The sequence below is a fragment of the Cellulophaga sp. HaHaR_3_176 genome (assembly GCF_019021925.1).
Lineage (GTDB): Bacteria > Bacteroidota > Bacteroidia > Flavobacteriales > Flavobacteriaceae > Cellulophaga.
Genome location: NZ_CP058990.1, coordinates 20,460 through 38,704 on the forward strand (window position 1 = coordinate 20,460; position 18,245 = coordinate 38,704).

General features: G+C 31.9%; 15 protein-coding genes. 11 read left to right on the forward strand and 4 right to left on the reverse strand.

Features of this window, described 5'->3' with window-relative positions; translation table 11 throughout:
- Positions 1-40: 40 nt before the first annotated feature.
- From H0I23_RS00095 to tsaB, 4 genes are all read left to right on the forward strand, one after another.
- Positions 41-1,240, forward strand: coding sequence for an ABC transporter permease (locus H0I23_RS00095; RefSeq protein WP_254073625.1), 1,200 nt, complete (start codon positions 41-43; stop codon positions 1,238-1,240).
- Between the two features lie 44 nt (positions 1,241-1,284).
- Positions 1,285-2,406 (forward strand): efflux RND transporter periplasmic adaptor subunit, encoded by a 1,122-nt coding sequence (locus H0I23_RS00100; RefSeq protein ID WP_216784444.1) that lies wholly within the window; start codon positions 1,285-1,287, stop codon positions 2,404-2,406.
- 30 nt (positions 2,407-2,436) lie between these two features.
- On the forward strand, positions 2,437-3,786 hold the full coding sequence (locus H0I23_RS00105) for a TolC family protein (RefSeq protein ID WP_216784445.1): 1,350 nt from the start codon (positions 2,437-2,439) through the stop codon (positions 3,784-3,786).
- A gap of 90 nt (positions 3,787-3,876) precedes the next feature.
- On the forward strand, positions 3,877-4,557 hold the full coding sequence (gene tsaB / locus H0I23_RS00110; protein ID WP_216784446.1) for a tRNA (adenosine(37)-N6)-threonylcarbamoyltransferase complex dimerization subunit type 1 TsaB: 681 nt from the start codon (positions 3,877-3,879) through the stop codon (positions 4,555-4,557).
- Between the two features lie 2 nt (positions 4,558-4,559).
- Here tsaB and H0I23_RS00115 read toward each other — a convergent pair whose 3' ends face one another.
- From H0I23_RS00115 to H0I23_RS00125, 3 genes are all read right to left on the reverse strand, one after another.
- Complete coding sequence (locus H0I23_RS00115; RefSeq protein WP_216784447.1) at positions 4,560-5,378, reverse strand: mechanosensitive ion channel family protein; 819 nt, start codon at positions 5,376-5,378, stop codon at positions 4,560-4,562.
- 190 nt (positions 5,379-5,568) lie between these two features.
- Entirely contained in the window at positions 5,569-5,769 is a 201-nt protein-coding gene (locus H0I23_RS00120; RefSeq protein ID WP_216784448.1) for a dodecin family protein, read from the reverse strand.
- Positions 5,770-5,840: 71 nt separating this feature from the next.
- Positions 5,841-6,743: a NifU family protein gene (locus H0I23_RS00125; RefSeq protein WP_216784449.1), complete on the reverse strand. Its 903-nt coding sequence runs from the start codon at positions 6,741-6,743 to the stop codon at positions 5,841-5,843.
- A gap of 203 nt (positions 6,744-6,946) precedes the next feature.
- Here H0I23_RS00125 and H0I23_RS00130 point away from each other — a divergent pair, with 203 nt between their 5' ends.
- A complete protein-coding gene (locus tag H0I23_RS00130) occupies positions 6,947-7,963 on the forward strand; it encodes a type IX secretion system membrane protein PorP/SprF (protein ID WP_216784450.1) in 1,017 nt (338 codons plus the stop codon).
- A gap of 48 nt (positions 7,964-8,011) precedes the next feature.
- Here the strand turns inward: H0I23_RS00130 and H0I23_RS00135 are convergent, their stop codons facing one another.
- Positions 8,012-9,208 (reverse strand): vWA domain-containing protein, encoded by a 1,197-nt coding sequence (locus H0I23_RS00135; RefSeq protein ID WP_216784451.1) that lies wholly within the window; start codon positions 9,206-9,208, stop codon positions 8,012-8,014.
- Between the two features lie 208 nt (positions 9,209-9,416).
- Here H0I23_RS00135 and H0I23_RS00140 point away from each other — a divergent pair, with 208 nt between their 5' ends.
- From H0I23_RS00140 to H0I23_RS00165, 6 genes are all read left to right on the forward strand, one after another.
- On the forward strand, positions 9,417-11,615 hold the full coding sequence (locus H0I23_RS00140) for a histidine kinase (RefSeq protein ID WP_216784452.1): 2,199 nt from the start codon (positions 9,417-9,419) through the stop codon (positions 11,613-11,615).
- Positions 11,612-12,343, forward strand: coding sequence for a LytTR family DNA-binding domain-containing protein (locus tag H0I23_RS00145; protein WP_216784453.1), 732 nt, complete (start codon positions 11,612-11,614; stop codon positions 12,341-12,343). Before H0I23_RS00140 ends, H0I23_RS00145 begins: the two co-directional genes overlap by 4 nt.
- A gap of 26 nt (positions 12,344-12,369) precedes the next feature.
- A complete protein-coding gene (locus H0I23_RS00150; protein ID WP_216784454.1) occupies positions 12,370-12,882 on the forward strand; it encodes a gamma carbonic anhydrase family protein in 513 nt (170 codons plus the stop codon).
- A 65-nt stretch (positions 12,883-12,947) separates the two neighbouring features.
- Complete coding sequence (gene fabD, locus H0I23_RS00155; protein WP_216784455.1) at positions 12,948-13,835, forward strand: ACP S-malonyltransferase; 888 nt, start codon at positions 12,948-12,950, stop codon at positions 13,833-13,835.
- Positions 13,836-14,035: 200 nt separating this feature from the next.
- The gene (locus H0I23_RS00160) at positions 14,036-17,236 is read left to right on the forward strand and encodes a gliding motility-associated C-terminal domain-containing protein (protein WP_216784456.1); all 3,201 of its coding nucleotides are present in this window, start codon (positions 14,036-14,038) and stop codon (positions 17,234-17,236) included.
- 19 nt (positions 17,237-17,255) lie between these two features.
- Positions 17,256-18,233 carry a type IX secretion system membrane protein PorP/SprF gene (locus H0I23_RS00165; protein WP_254073626.1) on the forward strand — a complete coding sequence of 326 codons (978 nt, stop codon included), beginning with the start codon at positions 17,256-17,258 and terminating at the stop codon, positions 18,231-18,233.
- Positions 18,234-18,245 lie beyond the last annotated feature (12 nt).

An 18,245-nucleotide genomic window follows, 5' to 3' on the forward strand; every position in this document is an offset into this window, starting at 1 on the left:
AGATTTGTGGAGAGAGATTTTTAACACACTAAGCAAGAATATGTTTCGAACATTTCTTACTATGTTAGGGGTGATTTTTGCTATGCTTATTTTAATGTTATTATTAGGTTCGGCAAACGGAATGAGTAATGGCTTTAATAAAATATTTGCAGGCACAGCTTCTAATAGTCTTTTTGTTTGGAGCCAAAGTACATCGGAACCTTATAAGGGTTTTGAAAGAGGGAGAAAAATAAATTTCAGATTAGAAGATGCAGATATTTTAAAAAAGCAAATTCCAGAAATTGATGTTTTAGCACCTCGTATAGAATTAGGTAGCCATAACGGTATTGTTACAGTGTATAGAAACGGTAGAAAAAGTGGATCATCTGTTTATGGCGATTATCCAGATATTGATGAAATAACCAAAAAACAACTAGTAAAAGGCCGTTTTATAAATAGTAATGATATTGCTGCTAATAAAAAAATATGTGTTATTGGTGAAGAAACTTTTAAGTTGCTATTTGATAAAAATGAAGAAGCTATTGGCCAAGATATTCGGATAAATGGAATATTTTTTACTGTTGTTGGTATTTTTAAGCCAAGCAAAAATATAAATATTGATGGTGAAAATGCTGTATTTATTCCATTTACGACTTTCCAAAAAGCGTATGGGTCAGGTGATCGAATGGGGTGGATGGCTATTTCTGTTAAAGAAGGAAAACAAGTTGCAGAAGTAGAACAAAAAATTAAAAAACTTTTAAAAGTTAAATATGATATTTCTCCAAAAGATGAAAGAGCGATAGGAAGTTTTGATATGTCCGAGATATTCAACAACATATCTGCATTTACAGTAGTGTTGAAAGCTTTTTCTTTTTTTATCGGAATTTTTACATTGTTAGCGGGTGTAATTGCGATTAGTAATATCCTTTTAATAACCGTAAAAGAGCGTACAAAAGAAATAGGAGTGAGAAGAGCTTTAGGTGCTACGCCTAAAGTAGTGAAAAGACAGATTGTGTTAGAGGCAATCGTATTAACAAGTTTTGCGGGTTTAATTGGCTTTGCAATTTCAGTAGGAATACTAGGCGTATTAGATGTTATGTTTGGGAGTGGTGATGAATTTCCTTTCGCAAACCCGATGGTTAGTATACCTCAATTTTTGATTTCATTTATTTTAATGGTAGGCCTCAGTGTTTTAATAGGATTGATACCTGCTAATAGAGCCATAAGAATAAAACCTATAGATGCCCTAAGGGAAGAATAATATATAATAACAACGAAAACAAACTAACAATCAAATTACATCAAATGAATAAGTACTTAAAATACGGATTAATAGGATTTTTGTGTTTTGCAATTTTAGGCGCTATTGTCTTTTTTATTAAAAAGAATAGTACTCCTGCAAAACTATACGAAACAGAGACTTTAGTTAAAAGAGATATAGTTAATAAAGTAGTTGTTACAGGGAAAGTAATTCCTGAAGATGAAATAGAAATCAAACCTCAGATTTCAGGTATTATTGAAAAAATATATCTTGAAGAAGGTACTCTAGTAAAGGCTGGAGATTTAATAGCCGTTATAAAAGTTGTTCCGAATGAGCAATCTTTAAACAATGCAAGAGGTAGAATTTCAAATGCAAATTTAGCTTTAAACAATGTTAAAATAGAATATGATAGGAATAAATCTTTATTTGATAAAGGTGTAATCTCTAGTCAAGATTTTAATAGTGTACAATTACAATTCAACCAAGCACAGCAAGAGTTAAAGAATGCTAATAGCGATTATCAAATAATTAGAGTAGGTTCTGCAAATGGTTCATCGAGTGCGAATACTAATATTAGAGCAACCGTGTCAGGTACAATTTTAGAAATTCCGGTTGAAGAAGGAGACCAAGTTATTGAGAGTAATAATTTTAATGACGGAACTACTATCGCAACTATTGCTGATATGAGTAAAATGATATTTGAAGGCGAAGTAGATGAGGCTGAGGTTGGAAAACTAAAGTTGGGTATGCCTTTAAAAATTAATTTAGGAGCGCTTGATAAAACAACATTCGAGGCATTGTTAAAATTTATAGCCCCTAAAGGCATAGAAGAAGATGGAGCAGTTCAGTTCAGAATTGAAGGTGATTTGGTCGTTAATGATAGTGTAAATGTAAGGGCAGGTTATAGTGCAAATGCATCGATTGTATTAGAAGAGAAAAAAGATGTATTATCTATAAAAGAAGCCTTGCTTCAGTTTGATAAAAAAACGCAAAAACCTTATGTAGAGATTGAAACTGCAGAAAATGAGTTTGAAAGAAAAGAACTTGTTTTAGGTGTTAGTGATGGTATCGATGTGGAAGTTGTTTCAGGTTTAGATGAAAATGCTAAAATTAAAGTATGGAACGAATTAGATAAAAATAAGGATGAATCTTCTAAAGAAGACTAATCACTAAATAGAATCATCAAATCAAAAAATATGAAATTTAAAATAGCATCTTTATTAATAGTTTTTGCATTTACCGTTGGTAGTTCGCAAGTAAAAAAGTGGACATTAGAAGAATGTGTTTCGTATGCCGTGGATAACAACTTATCTATTGAACAATATGAACTAGACTTGCAAAGTGTGCAAATTGAAAAGTCAGATGCATTAGGTGCTTTTCTACCTAATTTAAATGCTACGAATTCAATTTCGAGTAATACAGGTTTTTCAATTAACCCTACGAATAACCTGCCAACAAATACGACTAGTTTTAACGTAAGTGGGAGTATATCTTCAAACGTTACTCTATATGATGGTTTACGAAATATACATAATTTTAATCGTGCAAAGCTAAACGCAATGGCAAGCCAGTATCGTTTAGATGATTTAAAAGATGATATTCGTTTAAATGTAGCTAATGCATATTTGTTAGTTTTGTCTAATAAGGAATCTTTGCGTGTTTTTAAAGCGCAGTATAATGTTACACAGCAAGATTTAAAGCGTACAAATGAGTTGGTTGAGGCGGGTGTTGTACCTAGAGGAGATTTGTTGGAAATAGAAGCAACTGTAGCTAATCAAGAACAGCAAATTGTAAATTCAGAAAACAGTATTATAATTTCAAAAATAAACTTAGCACAGTTATTACAAATTACAGATTACGAAAATTTTGATATTGCAGACGAATCATTTGATGTGCCACCTTCAGAGGTTATAACAAATACGCCTAAAACTATTTTTGATAAGGCTTTAACGTATAGAAATGATATTAAATTTTCTGAATTAAATGTTGATTTAGCTGAAAAAGATTTGAAAATAAGTAAAGGAGCATTACTGCCAACGCTTACAGGGTTTTTTAACTATGGATCTAGATATTCAGATGCAACTACACTTTTAGATGGTAATAACAGTCCGTTCACGCCAAGCTTTAAAGATCAACTTTGGATTTTTGACGGCTTCTCTTATGGAGCGCAATTAAATATTCCAGTATTTAATGGGTTTAGTGTAAAAAACAATATTAAAAGATCTAAAATAAATATAGATAAAGCGAAGTTGCAGTTGGAGCAAGAGAAGCTCGCACTTGAAACAAATATCAATCAAGCATATGTAGATGTTAAAAGTTTTTCAAAAGCTTATGAGGCTGCTCAAAAAACTTTAGATGCTCGAAAATTAGCTTATGATTACTCTAAAGAACGTTTTGATGTTGGTTTAATGAACTCTTTTGATTTTAGTCAGGCACAGTCAAGAGTAGAAGATGCAGAAGCGCAGTTAGTTAGAACAAAGTATGATTATATTTTCAGACTAAAAGTATTAGAGTTTTACTTTGGTTTGCCTTTAACTTTAAAATAATTAATTTTTATTTTCTTTCAATAGCTCATACTGTGTAAAAATAGTGTGGGCTTTTTTGTTGTCTTACTTGAATGTATATTTGCAGATAATATGGCAATAATTTTAAATTTAGAGACAGCAACAACTAACTGTTCTGTTAGTTTGGCTAAAGAAGGTCAACTATTAGCTCTTAAGGAGTTTGATAGTGCGAGTTTTTCGCATGCAGAACAATTACATTTATTTATAGAAGATGTTTTAAAAGAAGCTGAAGTTTCTTTAAAAGAAGTAAACGCTATTGCTGTGAGTAAGGGCCCTGGTTCATATACGGGTTTGCGAATAGGTGTTTCGGCAGCTAAAGGTTTGTGTTTTTCTTTAGATATTCCATTAATTGCAATTGCAACTCTGGAGAGTATGGTAGTGCAGTCAATTGGTGATTCTATAGATTTTGTTATTCCTGTTTTAGATGCAAGAAGAATGGAAGTATATTCATGCGTGTTTGATAAAAACATGAAAGAAATTAGAGAAACTAAAGCTGAAATTATAGATGAGAATTCTTTTTCAGAATTTGCAGCAAAAGGAAAAGTATTGTTGTTAGGTAGTGGGGTTGAAAAATGTATAGAAATGCTCTCAGTTAACGGTAATTTTAGTTTTAACACAAAAGTAATTCCTTCATCTAAAGAAATGGCTATGTTGTCATATAAAAAGTTCAAAGAAAACAACTTAGAAAATGTTGCTTACTTTGAACCTTATTATTTAAAAGATTTTGTGCTTCTTAAAAAGAAAAAAGCTTAGATCTATTTATTATATTGTACTACTTGAGGGAATGGTATTTCAATACCTTCCTCATCAAACCTAAGTTTTGTTTGTTCAATTACATTAAAATGGGCATCCCAAAAAAGAGGGTTTTCTGCCCAAAAACGTAAAGTTAAATTTACTGAGCTATCAGCAAGTGCATCAACGTAAACTACTGGTGCGGGCTCTTTTAAAATTTTTTCTTCCTTAGCACAAATATCTAAAAGTATTTCTTTTGCTTTTTTAAGATTAGAGCCATAACCAATACCTATAGTTTGCTTATCTCTTCTCGTGTCTTGAGCATTATAGTTAATAATATTATTGTTTGATAATTGTCCGTTAGGTACTATTGCAATTTGGTTTCCGAAAGTGGTTAATTTAGTAGTAAAAATTGAAATTTCTTTTACTGTGCCATCAACACCTTGTGCGCTAATAAAATCACCAACCTTAAATGGTTTAAATAATAATATTAAAACCCCTCCAGCAAAATTAGCTAATGAACCTTGTAATGCTAAACCAATTGCTAAACCCGCAGCACCAATAATAGCTACTAGAGATGATGATTGTACACCTAATTGCGTAATTACAAGTACAAAAAGCATAATCTTAAGCCCCATACTAATCAGACTTTGTAAAAAAGTCTCTAAAGAAGGGTCGTAATCATGTTTCAAAAAGAATTTTCTAACCAATCGGTTTATAAATTTAATAAGCCACAGACCTATAAAAAAAATCACAATAGCTAAAATTAGGTTTGGCAATGCTTTCCAAATCCAATTAATAGCATTGTCCATATGTTCTTGATAATTTGTAAGTTTCTCCATGCTTTAAACTCTATTACTTTATTTTAATTTTCTTTTCAGTGCAAAGAAAATTAAACCTAATTTAAAAACCTATACAAACTGGTGATTACGGCAAAACTTAACGGAATAGTGTCATTTATTAACAGTTAATTATAATTGGGCATAAAAAAAGCGCATGAAATGCGCTTTTGTATTTTTCAAAAAGTGAAAACTATTTAATTTCGAAAGTGATTTTTACATTAACTCTGTATTCTGAGATTTCCCCATTGTCTACAGAGGCACTTTGTTCATTAATATAAACAGATCGAATATTTTTCACGCTTTTCGAGGCTTGAGAAACAGCTTTTTTGGCTGCATCTTCCCAACTTTTTTCTGAACTAGCTAAAACTTCAATAACTTTTAAAATTGCCATAATGATTTTTTATTTTGTGTTTCCTTAAAGCTAAGAAATTTAAATTTGTTTAAAGAATACTTAATAAAAGATTAACCATTAAGGGCAACTACGTTTTGTACCTGATCTCCCATCATGTTTTTTAACATGTTTTCAATTCCGTTTTTTAAAGTGAATGTAGATGATGGGCAACCACTACATGCACCTTGTAATATTACATTTACGGTTTTGCTAGGCGCATCATACGATTTAAAAAGTATGTTACCACCATCACTAGCAACGGCAGGCTTAACATATTCTTCTAAAATATCGATAATTTTTTTAGAGGTGTCATCTAAATTAGCATCTTGTAATTGAGTTTTAGGAGCTTCTGCTTTTTTCTTAGCAACGCTATCAGAACTTACAATTTCATTACCATCAGCAATAAAATTTCGGATTAACTCTCTAATATCAAAAGTAACCTCATTCCAATCAGCTACCTCATATTTAGTAACAGACACATAGTTTTCATCAAAGAAAACCTCTTTAACGAATGGGAAGTGGAAAAGTTTTTGAGCCAAAGCAGAATCTTTAGCTTCGTCAATGTTTTTAAACTCGAAAGTAGTAGGTACAATAGTTTTGTTCGATACAAATTTCATTACCGCAGGGTTAGGAGTGCTCTCTGCATAAACAGTGGCAGGTACCTTTTGAGGATCTTTATTTTCGTGAACAACAGGTTCTCCACTATTTAAATACTCTACTAATTGCTGGGCAACTTCATCTTTAACATCATTCCATTCAACAATATCAAAACGCTCTAAAGCAACAAAATTAGCTGAGATATAAACCGTTTTTACAAATGGTAAATAGAATAATTGTTGTGCTAAAGGAGAGTTTTTAGCATCATCAATATCTTTATATTCATAATTATTACTGTTTGTAATAAAATGATTTGTATCAAATTTAAGTATAGCAGGGTTGTTAGTTTCTACAATAGTAATCGTAAACTCTTTCATCTTCTTATTTTTATTTTTTACTATTTAGTCAGACGTAATTAATGCTAAAACATTAATTAATTTAACAAAAAAGGGTTGCTTTTTATGTCTATCTAAGATTTTTACAAAAGTACAAAGTTATTGTAACTTTAACGGTATATAATAATGTTCTGTATAAGGCGTTAAATTATAGAGTTAAACCCTTTTTATTCATAAGACTACTAATGAAAAATTTATTTTTATCTACATTACTTTTTTTTGCTTTTGGAGTAGTTTCTTGGGCTCAAGAAGGTATTCCTGTTTATTTTGATTATTTATCTGATAATTATTATTTGATACACCCATCGATGGCAGGTATTGGGGAAGGTGGTAAAGTTAGACTTACAGCAAGAAAACAGTGGTTTGATGTTGATGATGCTCCAAATTTACAAACTATAAATGCACATTTTAGAGTAGGAGAAAAAAGTGGGGTAGGAGCAATTATTTTCAATGATGCAAATGGATATCATTCACAAACGGGAGCGAAATTTACATATGCACACCATTTAAAATTTAGTGGCGATGCTCGAAATTTAAATCAACTATCTTTTGGTTTAAGTGGTACAATATTGCAAAGTAATTTAGATGAAACTGAATTTAGATCTACAACGCCAGATCCGGCTGTAGTTGGGTCAAGAATAAGTTCTACTTATTTTAATACAGATTTAGGGGTTTCTTATAATTATTTAGAATTCTATGCACATGCTACTATTTTAAATTTATTGAGCACAAAAAGGAGTTTATATGCAAAAGATAGAAATGACGACCCTTTAGTACCTGAAGTTGATAATTTAAGAAGATATGTAATTTCGACAGGATATGTTTTTGATAGAGGAGATTGGCAATTTGAGCCTTCTGTTTTATTTCAAATGACGGATTTTACATCAGAAAAAGCTATAGATTTTAATGCTAAGGCCTATAGGGGTGTTGGAGAGGCTATAGTTTGGGGAGGGATATCGTACCGTAGAAGTTTTGATGGTACTTTATATATTACAGAAGATGGACCTGAAGAACAAAAACTACAATTGATTACGCCAATAGTTGGTGTTAATTATAAAAAATTTATGGTGTCTTATAACTACTCATATCAAATGGGTGATATTCGTTTTGATAATGGAGGTTTTCATCAAATAACATTAGGGTATGACTTTTTGCAATCTACAAAGCGTTACGATTGTAAATGTCCTGCTGTTAATTACTAATAAAAAAAACAAAGGCTTGCTAATGTAATAGCAAGCCTTTGTTTTGTTTTAATTATCCCATTTGTAATTTTTCTTTTCAGCTTGCTTTTTAATAGCAGCTAACATTGCATTTTCAAGTTCACCTCCAGCGTTCTCTTGTTTTTTTGATATATAATCTTGACGTTTTTTATTCAGTTCTTGAATGCTTGCTTGAATTTTAATTCTTTCTTTTTTCTTTAAAGTAATATAAGATTCTATTTCTTTATCAGATTTGTTTTTTAAGCTGTCGGGTAATTGTTTCTTTTCTACTTTCGAAACATCAAATTCCTTTTCATCTGCCGCATCAACTAAATCCCAAGTCGAGTTTTTATACAATCTAGAGCTTTTACTAACGGCTCTTTTTACAGCTACAGCCTCTTCAACTTCCATTGCATTTTCATCTTGATAATTCTGGTTTGCTAGTTTAGATTTCCCTAATGCACCGTAAGCAATATATGTTTTATTTAGTTTAGAGTTTAGGCTAACAATATCATCATCATAAGGTGTGTCAATATGTACCACTTTTCTATTGTGGTCAATAGCAATATAGTCACCACCAGTTAAAATGGCTCCATTTTTCCATTGCGAAGAAACTCCTTGTGCATAATCACCACAAAAGATGGTATTTACAACAACATCTTTTTCTTTAGCATTAGTAACGGCATCTTTATAATTTAATTTGCCCTGAGTAAAGGGTTCATTGCCAGCAATAAAAATCATTTTTAAATTATCTTGATTTTTACCCCAATCTAGTTGATTTAAAGATGTTTGTATTACTGTGCCACAATATTCTTCACCTCCATTTGTAGTAAGTGAAAAAAGTTTTTCAGAAATTTCATCTAAATCTCCACTAAAACCTAAAACTTGTTGAATGTAACCCTCGTTAGAAGATAAGTTATCATTGCCATATTGGTATAAAGCAATTTCTAAATTAGGTCTAATATAATCGGGATTAGGGTCATTTCCGCAACGAGCACGAACGTAGGCAAACTTGTTGACGATGTCCCATAATTGCGATTTTGCTTGATCAATAAGTCCATCCATACTGTTACTAGTATCTAACAATAAAGCAATTTTCACGGTATTATTAATATGCTTATGTTCGTCAGCCACTGCCTGAGCAATGATTGTTTCAGTATTTTTTTTCGGCTTTATTTCGCAACCATAAGTTATTCCAAGTGTTAGAGCCATAACGCTTAAACCAATTGCTTTTTTAATATTTTTCATGTTTACTTATTTTTAGTTTCTGAAGTAAAACTATATCTAAAGTTTTTCGATAAAAATGAGCATTGAGTAAACGTGCCTTTTCGATGAGTGTACGCCTTTATTGAATTTGTAAAGCCATCAAAACAACTATATTTTTAAGAAGAACGCTGTTTTATGGATTTTTTAATACCACTAAAAACAACTAAGTTTATCTTATATTAAGTAGATTATGGGTAAATATCAGAACATATTAATAGTTTTTATTTTGTTTTGTTTTGTGGGCTTTTCACAAAATGATCAGAAGAACTATAGTTTTGAAATTAAGGGCTCTGTAAAAGGAAAAGAGAAAAGAATTGCAATACCAGGTGTAATTGTTACTACTAGTAGCGGTGGTTATACAGTTACAAATGGATTAGGTGAATTTAAGATTCAAGCTATTGTAGGTGATCTTATTAAATTTGAAAGTGGTGCTTTTGATACCGTAAAACATAGGGTGAAAAGCTCAGAAGATGTTGATGTTCTGGTGCAAGATTATGTTCCTATTAAAAAAGAAAAAGAATCATTTTCGAAAAGAGGAGCTATTCAAGTAGATACATATTTAGACTCTGCAAACTATTATAAGAAAATTGATATCGAAAAAAGTATAGATTTTGTCACAAAGTCTATATCTCAATTGGGTAAATCTGGTAATAAAAATGAGTTAGCAAAAGCCTATACTATACTAGGTGAAATATACCAATATTATAAGCAGTACGATTTAGCAATTGATAGTTATAAAAATGCATTAGTAGCAGAAAAAACTACAAAAACAGAAATTTTATTGGGTAAAAGCTATCTTTTTAATAAAGAGTTTGAAAATGCAAAAACTGTGTTTTTAACTGTTTCAACCAAGAATAATATATCTACTTTTGAAAAATCTCAAGTATTTGAAGGCCTAGGAGATGCTTATAAAGGGCTTAATAATAATACAAGTTCTATAATGTATTATAATAAAGGACTGAGTTTGGCCAAAAGCAATTCTATAGCTTCGAAAATTACAGATTTTAACTCTAAAATAGGAGATGCATATGCTGCTGACAATCAATTAGCAGAAGCAGAAGAGTATTACGACAATTCTCTAGAGCTTTCAAAACAACAAGCTCCCAAAAGAGCAGTTCAAGAAAAGGAGAAGGTTGCTGATTTTTATAATAAAACGAGTGAGTATGATAAAGAGGTTGTGCTTCGTAAAAAAAGCCTTGAAGATTTAGAAGAATTAAACCTGAGAGAAAGAAAAGTAGCAAAAACAAATACTTTAAATACAAGTTCCGATTCAATATCGACACAACGTATTAAATATAAAATAGCAAATGCTTATTTATCACAACAAAAATATGATGAAGCAATACCTTTCTTAGAAGAGAGTATTCAAGAAGCTGGTGTTGATGATGATTTAATTGTGCAGAAAGATGCAACAAGAAAATTGTCTGAGGTATATGAATATAAAGGAGATTTTACGAAAGCATATGAGACATACCGAAAATATGTAACAATGGTAGATACGCTATACATTCGTAAAGAACAAGAAATTTCTAGAGCGGCAAGGTTCAATAAGGAAATAGCATCTAAACAAAATAGAATTTCTGGTTTAGAGAAAGATAGAGAACTATATCAGAGTAAATTTGATCTAGCTTTAACTAGTGAGCAATTGGTAGATAGGCAAAAATGGCTTATTTATTCGTTGATTTTTGGAATGTTATTATTAGGGCTTACTGCATATTTTTTTTATAGGAGTAACAAACAGCAAAAGCTTGCAAATAATTTGTTGGCATTAAAATCGCTGAGATCTCAAATGAATCCTCATTTTATTTTTAATGCGCTAAATTCAGTCAATAATTACATTGCTAGAAGTGATGAGAGAAGTGCTAATAGGTATTTAAGTGATTTTTCAACATTAATGAGAGCTGTTTTAGAAAACTCAGAAGAAGATTTTATTCCATTAACAAAAGAGCTAGAATTACTAGAGCTATACACCAAGTTAGAGCACTCACGATTTTCTGATAAATTCGATTACAAAATAAATGTAAGCGAACATTTAGATGTAAATGCTTTTCAAATTCCACCAATGTTATTGCAGCCTTATATTGAAAATGCGATATGGCATGGATTAAGATATACTGATGAAAAAGGATTTTTAAAAATTGATATTGCAGAAAAATCTAAAGATAGTATTGAAATTAGTATTATTGATAATGGTGTTGGACGTAAAAAATCAGCTGAATTAAAAACAAGTAATCAGAAGAAGCAAAAATCTAAAGGCATGGGGAATATCAAAAAAAGAATTGATATTTTAAATGATATGTATAAGGATAAAGTAGATGTGAAAATAGCTGATTACATGCCTGATGGAACAGGAACAAAAGTAGTTTTCATTTTAAAGAAAGATAAATGAATTTAAAAGCAATACTAGTAGAAGACGAGGCAAATAGCAGAGAAATTTTACGTAATTATTTAGCCAAATATTGTGCAAATGTTACTTTGGTGGGTGAGGCATCAACGATAAAAGAAGGGCTAGAATTAATTAAAGATAATGATTTAGATTTGGTTTTTTTAGATGTAGAAATGCCTTTTGGTAATGCTTTTGATTTATTGGATCAATTACCAAATCGTACATTCGAAACTGTGTTTGTTACAGCATACAATCAATATGCAATGGATGCTTTGAATAACCATGCCGCTTATTATTTAATGAAACCAATAAGTATTGATGAGTTAATTAATGCCGTTGAGTACGTAACGGAAATTAGGCAAAAAGAGAATGCTTTAATAGATAGGGTTTTAAAGCCAAAATTAAATAGTGTAGATGGTAAAATAACTATCCCGCAGCAAGATGGTTTTCAAGTTTTAAATGTGTCTGACATATTATATTGTAAGGCAGATGATAACTATACAGAAATTCATTTAGAAGGTAAAAGGATTGTGGTTAGTAAAACACTAAAATATTTTGAAGAAGCACTATCTGATTTTCCATTTGCTAGAATTCATAAATCATATTTAGTAAATGTAAATGAAGTAGTGAAATATGTAAAAGGTAAAGGTGGTAGTGTAATTATATCTAGCGGAAAAGAACTTTTAGTTTCGGCATCAAAGAAAAAAGATTTGTTAGCTTATTTTGAATAGGTATCTTAAATAGTAGAATTAAAAGAATGATTATAAAAACTATAAATGGTAATACACCACAGATTGGTGAAGATTGCTTTATTGCGGAAAATGCAGTAATTGTTGGTGAGGTAAGTATGGGTAGCCAATGTAGTGTTTGGTTTAATGCTGTAATTAGAGGAGATGTTCATTATATAAAAATGGGCAATAAGGTAAATGTGCAAGATGGCGCAGTTATTCATGCAACATATAAAAAACACCCAACCACAATTGGCAATAATGTGTCTATCGGGCATAATGCATTAGTGCATGGTTGTATAATACATGATAACGTGTTAATTGGCATGGGAAGTATTGTTATGGATGATTGTATTATAGAAAGTAATAGTATTATTGCTGCGGGAGCTGTAGTTACAAAAGGTACTCATGTGGCTTCGGGTAGTATTTATGCAGGGATGCCAGCAAAAAAAATAAAAGATATTAGCCCAGAATTGAGTAAGGGTGAGGTGGAGCGAATTGCAGAAAGTTATGTAATGTATTCGGGTTGGTTTAAAGAATAGAAGCGAATGACTTCAAATATAATTTTATCACTATTTTTGTCCGAAATTAAAAGATAGAGAACAAAATGAATGCATATATATTTCCAGGACAAGGAGCGCAGTTTGTAGGTATGGGTTTAGACCTTTATGAAAAATACCCTATAGCAAAAGAGCTTTTTGAAAAAGCAAACGAAATACTAGGTTTTCGTATTACTGACATAATGTTTGAAGGCACGGCAGAAGCTTTAAAAGAAACAAAAGTAACACAGCCTGCTATATTTCTGCACTCTGTAATTTTAAGTAAAGTTATGGGTGATGCTTTTAAGCCAGATATGGTTGCAGGTCATTCATTAGGTGAGTTTTCTGCATTAGTAGCAAATGGAGTTTTAAATTTTGAAGATGGCCTGAAATTAGTTTCTCAAAGAGCATTAGCAATGCAAAAAGCATGTGAAATTCAGCCAAGTACCATGGCCGCAGTTTTAGCTTTAGCAGATAATGTAGTTGAAGAAATTTGTGAAAAAATACCAGGTATAGTAGTTGCAGCAAATTATAACTGTCCAGGTCAATTGGTAATTTCAGGAGAAGTTGAAGCTATAAATATTGCTTGCGAACAATTAAAAGCAGCTGGAGCTCGAAGAGCATTGGTATTACCAGTTGGGGGTGCATTTCATTCCCCATTAATGGAGCCAGCAAGAGAAGAACTAGCGGCGGCAATTGAAAATACAATCTTTGCAAAACCTTTATGCCCGATATATCAGAATGTAACAACTACAGCAGTTGTAGATGCTGAAGAAATTAAGAAAAACCTTATTTCTCAATTAACGGCACCTGTAAAATGGACGCAAAGTGTTCAAAACATGATTAAGGATGGAGCAACATTGTTTACAGAAGTTGGACCAGGAAAAGTATTACAGGGCCTTGTTAAAAAAATAGACTCAAATGTAGAAGTAGCCTCTGCAATAATTAGCGAATAGTATTTGGCATTGTTTTTGGTTTGAATATTATACCGATAAAGTGTGTATTTTAGCCTATTTTGTCAAGTCTCATTTGTTTTTTCATTAACATTGGGGGTTAATACCGAATATAAAACATTGATTTACAATGTTAACACCATTTAGTGGTATCAAAGATTAATAACATATATATGTCTCTTTATAATTTTAAACCTATAACCATGCTGAGAAAATCAGTGATTTTTTTAGGGCTTTTTCTTTTTTCTTTAGTAGGTTTTAGTCAATCTACAGTTGTAGTAAATGCAATTGATGACATAGCAACTAAGGGAGCTTCTGTAGCAGATAATGGATTATTTGAAATAGATTTAGGATCGACCAATAATACAGGAGGAAATGTTATTGTAGCTTTTTCTGTTACCGGAACAGCAACTTCAGGTGTAGATTATACTAGTTTAGGTATAACTAGTGTTAGTATACCAGACGGAGAAAGAACAGCTCAAATCGTTATTACCCCTTTGGTTGAAAGTGATGATGATGGTAATAAAAGGGTTATACTAAGGTTAACAAGTGTAAATAATTCTGCGTATCAAATTATAAGCAACTCAAGTAGTACTGCTAATATTATAATCATAGATTCTGCTGATTGTGGTGCGGGTGAAAATGCTCCAACCATTTCTGGAGATTTTGATACTGATTACTGTTCAGGCACACAGGTAGATTTATCTAGTTTTGTAACAAGTACAGCTCCAGCTGGCACAACGCTAAGATGGAGTAGAAACCCTAATCCTAATGTAAGCAATCCAAATTCATTTTTGCAAAGTTCGATAATTGAAACGGGAGATGTTTATTATGGGTTTTATTATGATATGTTAGGAGATTCACCTTGTAGAAGTGATGTTGTAGAGTTGCCAGAAATTACTTTTGATGTAGCTCCTTCTGTGGGTACACCAAATAATAATAATCAATTGTGTAATGCCTTTCAGTTATTCTTTTCAAATAATGAAATAGATTTAGATGATGCGCTTGATGGTGAAACTCCTGGTGGTTCTTGGTTTTTAGAAGAATTTCCAGCTGGGCATTCTACAAGTATAAATTCAAATAATGAAGTTAATTATTTAGGTCAACCAGCAGGTTCTTATAAATATAGTTATACACCTAATTATTCATCAGCTCCAAATTGTAATGAAGATAGTGTTGAGGTCGTTATTTTTGTTACCGATTGTGGTGATTGTGATGCAGGTAATAGTGCTCCAACGTTAAATGAAGATGTAAATACTGTATTTTGTGTGAGTGATAATACATTTACGCAAGATTTAAATGAGTATACAAGTAGCAATGCACCTAATAATACAAGGTTAGTTTGGAGTAAATTAAGTGATTATAATAGAGAAGATGCTTTTTTAGATGATACTAATGTAAATCAGCCAGGTGCATATTTTGCTTTCTTTTTAGATGAAGATAATAATTGTGCAAGCCAATCACTGTCAGTTACTTTAGAGTTTAATACGAGACCAAATGTTGTGCCTGAAACCGGGAATAATATGTTATGTTCAGAAGGTATTATGACGTTGTCGGCAACTGCTACAGCAGGAAGTCAAATAAATTGGTATTCTTCACCAACGAGTACAGACCCTTTAGAAATAGATACAGAAAACTTTACAACACCAAACTTAACAGCGACTACATCATTTTATGTAGAGGCAGTTTTAGGAAACTGTATATCTGACAGAGTAGAGGTTGTAGCTACGATTGTGAATCCGCCAATTGTTGAAGCGGTAAGCGAACCGTTAGATGCTTGTAATATTGCAGGGTCAGAGTATCCAGAAATTTTAGATTTAAACTCAGGACTGACACAGAGTAGTCCTGGTACTTGGTCAATTACTAGCGATCCTTCTAATTCATTAGAAATTGTAGGTGGTAATGTTGTCGATTTTGAAGGTGCTCCTTTAGGGAATTACACTTTTACATATACGACAAATACTGCAACAGTACCATGTGTAGAAACTACGGCAACAATAACTGTTACGGTAAATACATGTATTTTAGATTCAGATGCTGATGGTTTAGGTGATGATTATGAAATAAGCATAGGCACGAGTGTTGATAATTCAGATTCAGATGGTGATGGTATTTTAGATGCAGTTGAGGTTGGAGATGATTTAGATGCACCTTTAGATGAAGATAATGATGGAATTATTGACGCTTTAGAGTCAAATACTTTTGATACAGATAACGATGCTGTAGTAGATCAGCTAGATCCAGCAAATGAGAATCCATGTGTTCCTGATAATACAGCAGGAGCTTGTGATACTGATGGAGATGGTATTACAGACGGTGATGAGATAGCAAATGGAACAAATGAGTTTGACCCATGTGACCCTAATGAAACTGCTGATTGTGAAGCGGGGTTAATTGATCTAGCAATAACAAAAATAGTAGACCCTCAATTTCCTTCTGTTGGAGATGTGGTAGAATTTACAATTACATTAAGGAATAATAGCGCAGCTATTGTAAATACGGTTTCTGTTGAAGAAATTTTCACACCAGAAACTGGTTTTGAATATGTTTCAAGTACGGCAACAATGGGTACTTATAGCCCTCTGTTAGGTACTTGGGATATACAAGAAATTCAACCAAATCAAGTCAATACATTGCAAATTTTAGCAAGAGTGCTTGCAACAGGTAGCCACATCAATACAGTTGAAATAAAAAATACTTTTCCATTAGATTTTAACTCAGCAAATAATATAGCTACTATTGCAGTAGAGGTAGGTTCAGTTGATTTAGCAATCACAAAAACTGTAGATGCAGAGCAACCATTTGTTGGTGATATAGTAGAGTTTACTATCACAGTAATAAATTTAAGTGCGGAAGAAGTTACTTCAATTTCTATAAACGAAATGTTTACTGAGGATAGAGGTTTTGAGTTTATTTCAAATGTAGCATCTTCAGGGACTTATAATTCAGGGCTGGGTACTTGGAATATACCACAAATAGCGGCTAATGGAGAAGAAACATTGCAAATCATGGCTAGAGTTTTGCAAGATGGAGATTATACAAACACAGTTGAAATTGCGGCCTCTTTACCTAGAGATAGCAATAATGATAACAATATAGCGACTGTACTTGTTGATGTAGCAAAACCATCAGTAGATGAATGTGGGTTTTTGTTTAATCAATTTTCACCAAACGGAGATGGAATTAATGATAAGTTAGTAATCAATTGTATAGATACTTATCCGAATAATATTTTAGAAATTTATGACCGCTACGGTAATCAAGTTTACAGAGCAGTTACTTACGATAATTCTTGGGATGGATCTGGTAAAAACGGAGAAACGCCTAAAGGTACATATTACTATATTTTGGATTTAGGTGATGGTTCGTCAATCACAAAAGGATGGATTCAAATTATAAGATAGTATGCTAAGCACTAATGAAATGAAAATTTTGAGAACATATAAATTTTGGTTAGTTACATTTTTATTATGTACAGCCTTTACAAGTTACAGTCAACGAGAGCCACAATACACGCAATACATGTATAATATTGGGAGTTTTAACCCAGCTTATGTAGGTACTGTAAATAATGCGGAAATAACAACAGCTTATAGAGCTCAATGGATTTCTGTAGATGGAGCTCCGAGAACAATAAGGTTAGGTGTAAATGTTCCATTTTTGAATGAGAAAAATGGTTTGGGACTTAATATCATAAATGATGATTTGGGACCTTTGACTCAAACATACTTTGATGTTTCGTATTCTTTTCAAATACAGGTTTCAGATAATACAAAGCTTTCCTTTGGTATTGATGCAGGAGGTTCTTTGTTAAATGTAGATTACAGTAAGGGTGATTTTGAAATAGCAAATGAGCCACTTTTAAATCAAAGTACTTTTAATAAATTTTATCCTACTATAGGGGCAGGGTTATTTCTTTATAGTGAAAATTGGTATGCAGGATTGTCTGTTCCTAATTTTTTAACTGATGCAATTTATAATGATGAGGTCTCTGTTTTAATTGAAAACAGTCCGCAATTTAATTTTATTGGTGGTTATGTTTTTGATATATCAGATGGATTGAAATTTAAACCAGCATTTTTATTAAACTATCTAGATGGCTTGCCTTTAAACGCAAACCTTTCTACTAACTTTTTAATTAATGATGTTGTTACGCTAGGTGCCTCTTATAGATTTGATAATGCAGTAAGTGCTTTAGCGGGTGTTCAAATATCTAATAGCACATTTTTTGGCTATTCATATGACTATAACACAAATGGATTATCAAGTTATAATGATGGTTCACATGAGCTTATTCTTAAATTTTACTTAGGTAGAGGTGGTAATGTTAGAGATAAGAATAATAAAATTGGCAATGGAAAAGGCAAGCCTAAGCAGATAGATACTCCAAGATTCTTTTAAAAATAAACCGAG

What these genes read in the sequence shown, in the direction of transcription:
- H0I23_RS00145 (WP_216784453.1), top strand. Translation starts at nt 11,612, where the DNA reads ATGAATTTAAAAGCAATACTAGTAGAAGACGAGGCAAATAGCAGAGAA.
- H0I23_RS00165 (WP_254073626.1), top strand. Translation starts at nt 17,256, where the DNA reads ATGAAAATTTTGAGAACATATAAATTTTGGTTAGTTACATTTTTATTA.
- H0I23_RS00115 (WP_216784447.1), bottom strand. Translation starts at nt 5,378, where the DNA reads ATGGAGAAACTTACAAATTATCAAGAACATATGGACAATGCTATTAAT.
- fabD (WP_216784455.1), top strand. Translation starts at nt 12,948, where the DNA reads ATGAATGCATATATATTTCCAGGACAAGGAGCGCAGTTTGTAGGTATG.
- H0I23_RS00150 (WP_216784454.1), top strand. Translation starts at nt 12,370, where the DNA reads ATGATTATAAAAACTATAAATGGTAATACACCACAGATTGGTGAAGAT.
- H0I23_RS00120 (WP_216784448.1), bottom strand. Translation starts at nt 5,769, where the DNA reads ATGGCAATTTTAAAAGTTATTGAAGTTTTAGCTAGTTCAGAAAAAAGT.
- H0I23_RS00130 (WP_216784450.1), top strand. Translation starts at nt 6,947, where the DNA reads ATGAAAAATTTATTTTTATCTACATTACTTTTTTTTGCTTTTGGAGTA.
- H0I23_RS00135 (WP_216784451.1), bottom strand. Translation starts at nt 9,208, where the DNA reads ATGAAAAATATTAAAAAAGCAATTGGTTTAAGCGTTATGGCTCTAACA.
- H0I23_RS00095 (WP_254073625.1), top strand. Translation starts at nt 41, where the DNA reads ATGTTTCGAACATTTCTTACTATGTTAGGGGTGATTTTTGCTATGCTT.
- H0I23_RS00160 (WP_216784456.1), top strand. Translation starts at nt 14,036, where the DNA reads ATGCTGAGAAAATCAGTGATTTTTTTAGGGCTTTTTCTTTTTTCTTTA.
- H0I23_RS00100 (WP_216784444.1), top strand. Translation starts at nt 1,285, where the DNA reads ATGAATAAGTACTTAAAATACGGATTAATAGGATTTTTGTGTTTTGCA.
- tsaB (WP_216784446.1), top strand. Translation starts at nt 3,877, where the DNA reads ATGGCAATAATTTTAAATTTAGAGACAGCAACAACTAACTGTTCTGTT.
- H0I23_RS00140 (WP_216784452.1), top strand. Translation starts at nt 9,417, where the DNA reads ATGGGTAAATATCAGAACATATTAATAGTTTTTATTTTGTTTTGTTTT.
- H0I23_RS00105 (WP_216784445.1), top strand. Translation starts at nt 2,437, where the DNA reads ATGAAATTTAAAATAGCATCTTTATTAATAGTTTTTGCATTTACCGTT.
- H0I23_RS00125 (WP_216784449.1), bottom strand. Translation starts at nt 6,743, where the DNA reads ATGAAAGAGTTTACGATTACTATTGTAGAAACTAACAACCCTGCTATA.